The following is an 11,297-nucleotide window of genomic DNA, read 5'->3' as shown; positions in this document are numbered from 1 at the left end:
CACACCTAGCTGATCTCGGTATCAGCCATGTCTGGATGCCACCAGCTTTCAAGGCTACCAATGAAAAAGATGTCGGCTATGGGGTCTATGACTTATTCGACTTAGGAGAGTTTAACCAAAAAGGAACTGTCCGCACCAAGTATGGTTTTAAAGAAGACTATCTTCAAGCTATTCAAGCTCTAAAAGCACAGGGAATTCAACCTATGGCTGATGTAGTTCTCAACCACAAGGCTGCTGCCGATCACAGGGAAGCCTTTCAGGTTATTGAGGTGGATCCTGTTGACCGTACAGTCGAACTCGGAGAACCCTTCATCATCAACGGCTGGACTAGCTTTACCTTCGATGGTCGCCAAGATACCTATAATGACTTCCACTGGCACTGGTACCACTTCACCGGTACAGACTATGATGCCAAACGCCGAAAGTCTGGGATTTATCTGATTCAAGGGGATAACAAGGGCTGGGCTAACGAGGAATTGGTCGATAACGAAAACGGTAACTACGACTACCTCATGTATGCTGATCTAGACTTTAAACATCCTGAAGTCATCCAAAATATCTATGACTGGGCTGACTGGTTCATGGAGACGACTGGTGTAGCTGGTTTCCGCTTGGATGCCGTTAAGCACATTGATTCTTTCTTTATGCGCAATTTTATCCGTGATATAAAGGAAAAATACGGTGACGATTTCTACGTTTTTGGTGAATTTTGGAACCCAGACAAGGAAGCCAACCTAGACTATCTTGAAAAAACGGAAGAACGATTCGATCTTGTCGATGTTCGTCTCCACCAGAATCTCTTTGATGCTAGTCGAGCAGGTTCCAACTACGATCTTCGTAGCATTTTCACAGATAGCTTGGTTGAACTCAAACCTGACAAGGCTGTGACTTTTGTCGACAACCACGATACACAACGAGGTCAGGCTCTTGAGTCTACCGTTGAAGAATGGTTCAAACCAGCAGCCTATGCCCTCATTCTGTTACGCCAAAATGGCCTTCCATGTGTCTTTTACGGCGACTACTATGGGATTTCAGGGCAATATGCTCAACAAGATTTCAAAGAAGTCCTTGACCGTCTCCTAGCCATCCGAAAAGATTTGGCCTATGGAGAGCAAACAGACTACTTTGATGACGCAAACTGTATCGGTTGGGTACGTTCAGGTGCTGAACATCAATCCCCAATCGCAGTCCTTATCTCAAATAACCAAGAAAACAGCAAGTCAATGTTTGTCGGCCAAGAATGGGCTAACCAAACTTTCATAGACTTACTTGGAAACCACCAAAGTCATGTTACAATCGATGAGGAAGGTTATGGACAATTCCCAGTCTCAGCTAGATCCGTAAGTGTCTGGGCAGTCAATACCATCTAATAGTTCATAATAACCAAGCCAGGTCCAATCGGATTTGGCTTTTTTGCATTCACAAAAAGACCTACCCAAATGGATAGATCTTTACTCAATTACAATTTACCTGCTACTGCATCCAACAATTCTTGGATTTTAGCTTGGTTGCTTCCTCCTGCCATGGCCATGTCTGGTTTACCACCACCACGTCCATCAACGATTGGTGCTAATTCTTTGACAAGGTTTCCTGCATGAAGGTCTTTTGTCTTGCTTGCTACAAGGACATTGACTTTATCACCAATAGCGGCAACTAGGACAAGAAGATCAGAGTAGTCTTTTTGTTTCCAGTTATCTGCAAAAGTACGAAGGGCACCAGCATCAGATACAGACACTTGACTAGCAATGTAACGGTGACCGTTGACTTCCTTAACATCCTTGAAGATGTCGCCTGCGGCTGCAGCTGCGGCCTTTTCTTTCAATTCAGCATTTTCTTTTTGCAATTGACGAAGTTGTTCTTGAAGTCCTTCTACCTTGTGAGGTACTTCTTTAAGTTGAGGTGCTTTAAGAGTTGCTGCGACTGCTTTAAGAGCATCTTCTTGTTCACGGTAGGCTTCAAAGGCTTCCTTACCAGTCACTGCCAAGATACGGCGAGTTCCTGATCCAATCCCTTCTTCTTTGACAATCTTGAAGAGGCCAATTTCAGAAGTGTTGCCAACGTGGGTACCACCACAAAGCTCGATAGAGTAGTCACCGATAGTAACAACACGGACTTCTTTACCGTATTTCTCACCAAAGAGGGCCATAGCTCCCATTTCTTTGGCAGTGTCAATATCCGTTTCAACTGTCTTCACTTCAAGAGCTTCCCAGATTTTCTCGTTGACTTGCTGTTCAATCGCGCGCAATTCTTCAGCAGTCACTGCTTGGAAGTGGGTAAAGTCAAAGCGAAGGAATTCAACTTCGTTAAGAGATCCTGCTTGTGTCGCGTGGTTTCCAAGGATATTGTAAAGGGCAGCGTGAAGCAAGTGAGTCGCAGTGTGGTTTTTCATGACACGGTGACGGCGATTGCTATCAATTGCCAAGGTATATTCTTGGTTCAAGGCAAGCGGTGCAAGGACTTCAACTGTATGAAGGGCTTGACCATTTGGGGCTTTCTGAACATTGGTCACAGTAGTCACAACCTTACCTGACTCATCCAAGATTTGTCCGTGGTCAGCTACCTGTCCACCCATTTCAGCATAAAATGACGTTTCCGCAAAGATAAGAGAGGCAGTTCCTTCTGAAACAGCTTCTACTTCTGCATTGTCCGCCACGATAGCTACCAATTTAGAAGACAATTGGCTAGCATTGTAGTTGAAGACACTTTCTACAGTGATGTTTTGAAGAGTTTCATTTTGCATACCCATTGAGCCACCCTTGACAGCTGACGCACGCGCGCGTTCTTGCTGTTCTTTCATGGCTGCTTCAAAACCTTCACGGTCCACAGTCATACCAGCTTCTTCAGCAATTTCTTCAGTCAATTCAACTGGGAATCCATAAGTATCATAGAGTTTGAATACATCTGAACCAGCGATGACCGATTGACCTTTTTCTTTCAAGTCAGCTACAATGCTTTGGGCAAAGTGTTGACCTGAGTGTAGGGTACGAGCAAATGACTCTTCCTCGCTCTTAACGATTTTTTCAATAAAGTCACGTTTTTCAAGCACTTCTGGGTAGTAGCTTTCCATGATTTTTCCAACAGTTGGAACGAGTTTATAAAGGAAAGGCTCGTTGATGCCCAATTTTTGACCATGCATAGAGGCACGACGAAGGAGACGACGAAGGACATAACCACGACCTTCATTTCCTGGAAGGGCACCATCACCGATGGCAAATGACAAAGAACGGATGTGGTCAGCGATAACCTTAAAGCTCATGTTATCGCCATCTTGGTCATAGACCTTACCAGACAATTTCTCCACTTCACGAATGATCGGCATGAATAGGTCCGTTTCAAAGTTGGTCTTAGCCCCTTGGATAACCGCCACCAAACGCTCCAAACCAGCGCCCGTATCAATGTTCTTGTGTGGCAATTCCTTGTATTCGCTACGAGGAACAGCAGGGTCTGCGTTAAATTGTGACAATACGATGTTCCAGATTTCGATATAACGGTCATTTTCGATATCTTCTGCAAGCAGGCGAAGACCGATATTTTCTGGGTCAAAAGCCTCTCCACGGTCAAAGAAAATCTCTGTATCTGGTCCAGAGGGTCCCGCACCAATTTCCCAGAAGTTATCTTCGATTGGAATCAAGTGACTTGGATCCACTCCCACTTCAATCCAGCGGTTGTAAGAATCCTTATCGTCTGGATAGTAGGTCATGTAAAGTTTTTCAGCTGGGAAGTCAAACCACTCAGGGCTTGTCAAAAGCTCATAAGCCCAAGTGATAGCTTCATCACGGAAGTAATCCCCGATTGAGAAGTTACCCAACATTTCAAACATGGTATGGTGACGCGCAGTCTTTCCTACGTTTTCAATGTCGTTGGTACGGATAGCCTTTTGGGCATTGGTAATACGTGGATTTTCAGGAATGATGGTCCCATCAAAGTATTTCTTAAGGGTTGCTACCCCAGAGTTGATCCACAAAAGTGTTGGGTCATTTACAGGAACCAAGCTAACTGATGGTTCTACAGAGTGACCTTTGGTCGCCCAGAAGTCAAGCCACATTTGGCGTACTTGTGCACTAGATAGTTGTTTCATATTGTCTCCTTATTTACTTGTTTAATGTGATTGGCTTTCCAGCATTTCCACATAGTCAATCGCGACACAGAGGGAAATGACTAGGTCTGCATAAGTGTCCTCAAGAACCGTTACGGTATAGGTAGAGGTCAGATGGAAGAGTTCCTTCTTAATTTCTGCAATCATCTGATCACGATCATCCAGCAATTTGAAATTCAAGTCCCAGATATTGCCCTCAATACGAAGACCCAGATTATCAAACTCATACTTATTTCGCCAGAAGGTCAACTTCTTACGAATAACGAAATTTGAACCGTCCCTAAGCTGAATCTCGAAACGTGGAAGCAAGGTCAAGATTTCTTTACTGATCTGACTGACTTGTTCACCATTAACATCATAGATGGTAAAGGTTTTAGGAATCTTAAAGAATGATCCCTCCACCTGATAGGCGATTTCTCCCCTGTCATCCTTGATAGCGAAGCGTTCGCCTCCAAGACGAAACTTTTGTTTGACAAGAAATGTTTTCATCAACACCTCCAAAAACTAAAAGACAAGCTCATATCACGAAGGGCGAAAAACCGCGGTACCACCTTCATTCAATGAACTTGTCATTCTCTTATTCTTATGCAATTGTTAAATTGAGTAGCATGACTTTCTAGCTTAGATGGCTCGCAGCACCGCCATTTCTCTGGACTAAGACAAGTGAAAATCAATTCTCAACTTTCTTATTATAACGTTTTTTTAAGCTTGCGTCAACTGGAAATGATCTTAACTAATAGCACTTTCATTTTACCACCCTCCAGAAGGCTCTATTTTGCCTTCTAACACTGTTTAATAGGTTTCCCCTATATCCAGACGCTTCCACTCAGAAAACTCCACCTTGAGCAATTCTGGAGCTTTTATAGTCTTATCATACACCACAATGTAGTAACCTTTTTTATTCCAAAACTTACCCAAAATCTCAGCGTCTTCTAACTCTGCTTCATAATCTAGCATCTCATATCGTTGTGTTTCTTTGACTGTTTCTATTTCATTACTTCTTTGAGTTCCTAAGATATAACCACCAAAGCTTACCCAAAAGAAGATAAAAACCATAAATACAATTGTAGCATATTTCAATAATTTCAGTTCTTTCATTTTCCTATTATTCCTTTTAGTTTAATCAGTCTAAAATATTTTGTGTTCTCTAAATATTAAATAATCTTATAAATAGTGTCTTTCTTTATTTGAATCTAATTTCAAATCCAATTTTTTCAATCACTTCTTGGATTTCATCTAGCGATACTAAAAACCATTCTTTAGGAACAAAGCTCTCTCCATTTGGTGCTATTAATTCTATGTCTAACTGTTTGTCTGCAAAATAATGATGAAGAGTCGTTTCTAATTTTAGAGCGCTGAAATTCTGAACCTCAAAACTAGCTACTAAACGGACAGGAGCATAAAGATAGGTTCCTTCTTTTTCTGCATTTGCTAACCGTTTTTCAATTTGATCCTGTGTAAAACCGATTTTATAGAGATTACGGATGTTAGCAATTTGAGGATTGCTACTCAAGGATTTCACTACATAGATATATCCAGTTGTAATGCGTTCACTCGGACTAATGCCAGTCATCACATCTTCTATCAATTCTGTTACCATTCGTCCATGTCGGGTTCTATCGTGTAAATTTGAGACAAAAGAACGGAGTAAGGCCTTCTTATTTTCTGTACCATTTTCATATACGAGATGAAGTTCAGCGTTTGTATAGCCATTCTTGTCAGTGAAGTCTTCTCCTTTAGAAGCAACATAAACCATTACTCCATTATCAACATAGAACATACCAGGTTTAATTTCTTTTTCTTTTATTACATCAGAATTTCTGACTTGACGGCGACCTTCACTAATTTCATCATGAACACGAGTAAATAATCCTTGATAATCTTCAAAATTGCCCATCCGTTTACGTGTTCGTATTTTATCACGCGCTTGAATCGTTCGTTTATAACGTGAGACATCAAATAACGATTTTTCAGCACTATTTACCGACTCAAACAATTCATCTGATAAAATATCTGTTAAACTAGCAGGACTTGAAATAGGGGTCTCGGACTCAACGATATCTATTTTTAGTAGCCCAAATTCATCATAAGGTTCTAACTTTCGGATGCTATCAGGAGATTTTCTAATACCATTCAATCGAGAAAATAAACTGCGTTCTTTAATATTTCTAGACTTTTGTGGCTCTTGCCCATTATTTTCTCTCACCCAATCTATAATTTCTAAAAATTTCTCTACTTCATGATCTGTAACTATTTTTTTCTTAGGTTTTAAAGGAGCTATTAAATGTTCAAAATCAGAATCGTTAAATATGTCATTTAAGTTTTTAAAATCAGTCATTACCACTCTCCATCTTCAGCTTCATCTGAGACAATTGTAACAAAGCATAAGCAAGTCTCTGTTCGTACTTATCATGACTTGATTTATCTGGATGACGACCATTTTCATTTAAAAACTGCTTAATTTGAGGATAAAGAATTAACAGTTCTTCTTCAGAAAACTCCATCTTCTGACCATCCATATAATCTTGTATTAGACGCAAAGTCGGAGCATCAATTTCACGTGATATAACTTCGTAAGCTCTCTGGAAAGGATTAATCTGATCAATCAAATCAATGGATAAGTCATCAATATTCACAAATTTATCTGCCATTTTTAGAAAGTCTGTTTGCCCTACTCCCTCTTTCCGTTCAGCTGATTGAACTACCGATTGACTAATAAACTGTTGACGAACTTCTTCAACTTCAGCCCCACTTAAGTCAGGATAGATTTGTTTAATGATGGCTGGAATCATTTGCTTATTAATGACTTCTGCATCCGTTCCCGCAGCAATTGCAGTTTGGATACGCGGTTCTTGCAATATACTAGCACGTAAGTCATTCAAATCATTTTCTATGATATCCTTTGTTCTTTGAGTGCTAGGCTCTTTTAAGCCTTTCACAAACATTTCGGCACCAGAAGATTTCTGGTCTTCTCGATCTTTTCGTTTGAACTTAAAATTTGGTGCTAAAACAGACTCCATCAATAGGCTAGCTGTAATAACCTTCATAACATTATTCACAGCAAAGAAAACTTCATCATCTTGAGCATCTGGTTGAGAAATGAGATTGGTAAATTGAGCATGTGACTTATTGGAACTATCCCGTGTTACTCGACCTATAATCTGAACAATTTCTGTCAGCGACTGACGATAGCCAATCGTTAAAGCATACTCAGCATAAGGCCAGTCAAAACCTTCTTTAGCCATACCAAGTGCGATAATGATATCGAGATCATCTAAACTGGTCATCTTGTTTAGATAATCCTGTACTTTTTCACGCCCTTCTTCTGTGACAAGGTCAGCGACCTTCAATACACGACCTGTTTCCTCAGTAACCAACCATAATCCAGTCTTAGGGTCTGGAACGGCTTGCCCCAGTTCGTCTAAAATTCGGTCAACTTCATCATACTTATCCTTGGTTGATTCACCTGAGTTTACATTGGGAATATGAATAATAGTTTTCTTGCTTGTGTCCAGTACTTCGTGCAAAGCATCCGTGTAACGACCACGATAAAAGTTATAACCCATAGCAAAACTTTTCAGATATTTGTACCCCTCCAACTGTTCATAATAAGTATAGGATACCTTATCAAATTTTTGCTCATCTTCAGGTGCCAAAATAGGGACAGAATCTCCACGGAAGTAAGATCCTGTCATAGCCACTACATGAGCTGTTGAATTGGCTAATATGTTTCTCAAAGCATTCCCTAAAACTGAATTATCATCTTGAGATACATGATGAAATTCATCGATAGCTAAAAGAACATCATTAAAATCACTATCAGCCAGCTGTTCAAAGGCAAAACGCAAGGTGGCATGCGTACAGATTAGAACTCTATCGTCAGGCGACTCTGAATGCATAAAGTCTACAAACTGTTTTACCTTACTTTTGCTGGTTCCTTGTTCAGTCAAATTATTTTTGGAAGCACTTCCCAGTCCCAGTAAAAACCATATTCAGTCAATTTTGTTGAACGAAAGGATTTTCCGATAGATCTTTCTGGGACTGCTATAATAGCTTTTTTCAGGCCTTGAGCATGTAGTTTATCAAGAGCAATAAACATCAGAGCTCTCGACTTACCAGAGGCAGGAGGAGCCTTAATCAATAAGTGTTGAGAAGTTCTCTTAGCATATACACGCGCCTGCATTTCACGCATTCCAAGTGCATTATTTGATTGACTAGCACCTGTACCATTGTAATTGATTTCAAATATATTTGAGGTCATTTCGCTTCCTTTTCTGTCATTTCTTTGTACAGATTCAATAAGACACTGAGCCTTTCTTCATCTGATTCAAAAGTTTTTTGCTGGTAGGCACGTTCTACGATACCATCAATTTTTTCATGTGCTTGGCGAAGACGTTCGTTCATCGGCTTATTGGCTCCACCGTACAATTCAGCCAAGGTTCCACCTTCTTCTTCTCGAACATCCAGCATTTCAAAAACAGCATCCTCAAGCATACTTTTCCGAGATTCCGAAAGTTCTGGAATTGGGAATGTATTATAGACCAACCCAGCTGAATAACGATAATCTGTCTTTAATTTACCACCAATTGAACGAAGCCAAACCATGTGCATTTTGGATTCTAAGATACCAAGAAGCCAGATAGGAGCATTGTTGATTGTAATCACTGCATCAGAAATAATCATATCTTTCCCCATAACAAAATCCATAGGTACATATTCTCTGGTCTCAGATGAAACACGAGGTATTAATATTACTTGAGATGATAATTCTTTCAGTTCACCGAACCTCCAAGGATAATCTGCTAGCTCTTTTGTTGACTTTGATTTCGCATTTTGTCTAAAAGTTCTTACTCGCTCTATTCTCTCAGAAATAATACTATTATCCTTAAATTTTTGATATTCATTTTCCTCAAGCCATAAAGCATAACGATAAGTTCCTTTAATCATTTCTTCGCCACTCTTAAATTTTTTAAATATATGGGTGATTTAGGATACTTTTGTATAGTCTCACTATATTCAGACAACGTAAAAAGTAAACCACCACCATCATAAGGACCATTTCCTCTAGACATTCTAGGTAACAAATTAATAGGTTCTCTAGTATTTTCTACAAATATATTGCTCCCATCAGTCAAATAAGGATTTATATTAGTAGCTCTCCTTCTAGATAATTTATCGTCATATATATATTTATCTTCCACAATATTACTCTTACACATACCGACAATTGATACTGTCACTCCTGCATTATATTTTGCACTATTCCCCCACTTAAAAGATGTGTAAGCGTATATAATATCAATATTTTTTAAAATTGATTTCCAAATAATCGATACCTGTTCACCTTGAAAAATCGAATTCGTAGTAACAAAAGCTAATTTTCGGAATGAATTATCTAATAATTGTGCTCCTTTAAAAAACCAGCCTGCAATATAATCCATTTTCCCAGTTTTTGGTAAATCATTTGTTACTAATCGCAAATCATTCTTTTGTTCTTGGGTCTGTAAGCTTGCCCCTATATACGGCGGATTTCCAAATATATAAACTTCGTCATCTGCCTTGACATTCAACACAGTTTCCCATTCAATTCTTAGAGCATTCCCACAAACGATATTTCCAGCTTCTCTTAAGGGGAGTAGCCTTGGATGGACATCAGCAAGAGCTTCTTCCATTTCCACATTCATCTGGTGTTCTGCTATATACAAGGATAGCCTTGCTACTTCATGAGCGAAATCATCCAATTCAATTCCTGAAAACTGGGATAGAGAAATCTTAGATGCATCAGCAATCAATTCTCCTTGATAAACAGCTTTTTCATTCAAGGAGTCACGAATTTCACGCTGTTTGACTAAGATATTAATCTCTAAACGACGAAGTTCTTTATAGGTAATGATGAGGAAATTTCCAGAACCACAAGCAGGATCTAAGAACTTGATAGAGGCCATACGAGTGAGTAACTCTTCTAACTTGGGTAAGATTTGTCGTAATTCCTTGCGGCGATGTTCCTCACTAAAGTCACCACCTCCTATATAGTAATCAGCTCGTTCTTCTAATTCCGTAAATGTTGCTCGTAAATTATCTAAAAACAGTGGTTTGATGACCTTCATAATATTAGGCACGCTAGTATAGTGCATACCCGATGTTGATCTTGCTTCTGCATTTGCCACGGTTTGAATCATTGATCCCAAAATATCTGGATTGATTTCATTCCAGTTTAGCAATTCTCCTGCTTCAATGAGTAATTGACGAGTTCTTTTATTGAAAATAAGGTCATGATGTGGCTCTGAAAAACTTACCATTTACATAAGGAAAATCTGATAACCATGACTCCAAATTCTGACGACTACATTCAGGCATATCTAAAACAGTAAATAGTTTTCTAACACACTCATTCAAGTCAGAACCATCTTCGGATGTCCTCATCTTAATAACATTTGTGAAAGCTCCCTTGGAGATAATATTTGTATCTTCTGCAAATAGTAGAAAAAGAACACTAATCAAAAATAGATTAAATGATTTACCATCAGTTTCAGTGATTGCTAGTTCAGGATTGATAGAAATTAGTTCATCATAAAGTTTGGTGAAACGCTCTGCCGCTTTTACATCAGCAGGATTTTCCTTATCATAATCAATCTTTTCAATACCATTCCAAGGTAAGAAGAAATCACAATGGGCTGGTAAATCATTAAAAGAAATTGCTAGAGTTAGCCCTGTCTGTGTATCCTTTGCATATAATTCTTGAAAATCTGTTGTAATAATAAATCGAGATTTACGAACCTGATCCTCCAACTCTTTATCAATCTCAGTCAGAGTAAGTAATGGCTGATTTTCAACTTTACGAAAATACAATTTGTTTTTTATTATAAAATCATCAGATGCCACTTTACTTGCTCTTGTTATGGTCGTTTTAGTAATGTCAAACAATGAAACAAATTCAATAATGAATGTCGATTTATTAAGATTCTCTACTAAAACCTTAGTTCTATCCTCAATCTCAGTGATATTTAATAACTTTTTAGCCATTAGATACCTCCAAGAAACGCAAAAAGCCTACTGGATTTTCAGTAGGTTTCAATTTATATTTTTCGCATTTTTTTATTAGGTTATATATATATATGCATTTGCGTAGTCTGGCTCATTTTGAACTCCTTTAGAATTAAATTTTCAGAGATGCTATAAACAATACTAATAACTCTCTGCC

General features: G+C 39.0%; 5 protein-coding genes and 2 pseudogenes. 1 reads left to right on the top strand and 6 read right to left on the bottom strand.

The features are described from left to right. Positions 1-1,370: alpha-amylase (locus QMQ21_RS05475; RefSeq protein ID WP_261814056.1), on the top strand; the 1,370-nt coding region annotated here is incomplete at its 5' end. Positions 1,371-1,459: 89 nt separating this feature from the next. Here QMQ21_RS05475 and alaS read toward each other — a convergent pair. The 6 genes and pseudogenes from alaS to QMQ21_RS05445 form a co-directional block, all read right to left on the bottom strand. Further along, positions 1,460-4,078, bottom strand: coding sequence for an alanine--tRNA ligase (alaS, locus tag QMQ21_RS05470; protein ID WP_261814055.1), 2,619 nt, complete (start codon positions 4,076-4,078; stop codon positions 1,460-1,462). A 21-nt stretch (positions 4,079-4,099) separates the two neighbouring features. After that, positions 4,100-4,585 carry an LURP-one-related/scramblase family protein gene (locus QMQ21_RS05465; protein ID WP_000847069.1) on the bottom strand — a complete coding sequence of 162 codons (486 nt, stop codon included), beginning with the start codon at positions 4,583-4,585 and terminating at the stop codon, positions 4,100-4,102. 303 nt (positions 4,586-4,888) lie between these two features. Next, positions 4,889-5,194 carry a hypothetical protein gene (locus QMQ21_RS05460; RefSeq protein ID WP_261814054.1) on the bottom strand — a complete coding sequence of 102 codons (306 nt, stop codon included), beginning with the start codon at positions 5,192-5,194 and terminating at the stop codon, positions 4,889-4,891. An 85-nt stretch (positions 5,195-5,279) separates the two neighbouring features. Next, complete coding sequence (locus tag QMQ21_RS05455; protein WP_000129156.1) at positions 5,280-6,434, bottom strand: GIY-YIG nuclease family protein; 1,155 nt, start codon at positions 6,432-6,434, stop codon at positions 5,280-5,282. Then, positions 6,427-8,357, bottom strand: a pseudogene (locus tag QMQ21_RS05450) (DEAD/DEAH box helicase). Before QMQ21_RS05450 ends, QMQ21_RS05455 begins: the two are co-directional and overlap by 8 nt. Next, a pseudogene (locus QMQ21_RS05445) lies at positions 8,354-11,119 on the bottom strand (class I SAM-dependent DNA methyltransferase). The pseudogenes QMQ21_RS05450 and QMQ21_RS05445 overlap by 4 nt, the downstream one beginning before the upstream one ends. Positions 11,120-11,297 lie beyond the last annotated feature (178 nt).

The organism is Streptococcus bouchesdurhonensis (genome assembly GCF_948472335.1).
The sequence above is the reverse complement of the archived record's forward strand: the minus strand, read 5'-3'. Positions and strand labels throughout refer to the sequence as shown.

Excerpts from the sequence above, each read along its gene's own strand:
- QMQ21_RS05460 (WP_261814054.1), bottom strand. The coding sequence starts at position 5,194 with ATGAAAGAACTGAAATTATTGAAATATGCTACAATTGTATTTATGGTT.
- QMQ21_RS05465 (WP_000847069.1), bottom strand. The coding sequence starts at position 4,585 with ATGAAAACATTTCTTGTCAAACAAAAGTTTCGTCTTGGAGGCGAACGC.
- alaS (WP_261814055.1), bottom strand. The coding sequence starts at position 4,078 with ATGAAACAACTATCTAGTGCACAAGTACGCCAAATGTGGCTTGACTTC.
- QMQ21_RS05455 (WP_000129156.1), bottom strand. The coding sequence starts at position 6,434 with ATGACTGATTTTAAAAACTTAAATGACATATTTAACGATTCTGATTTT.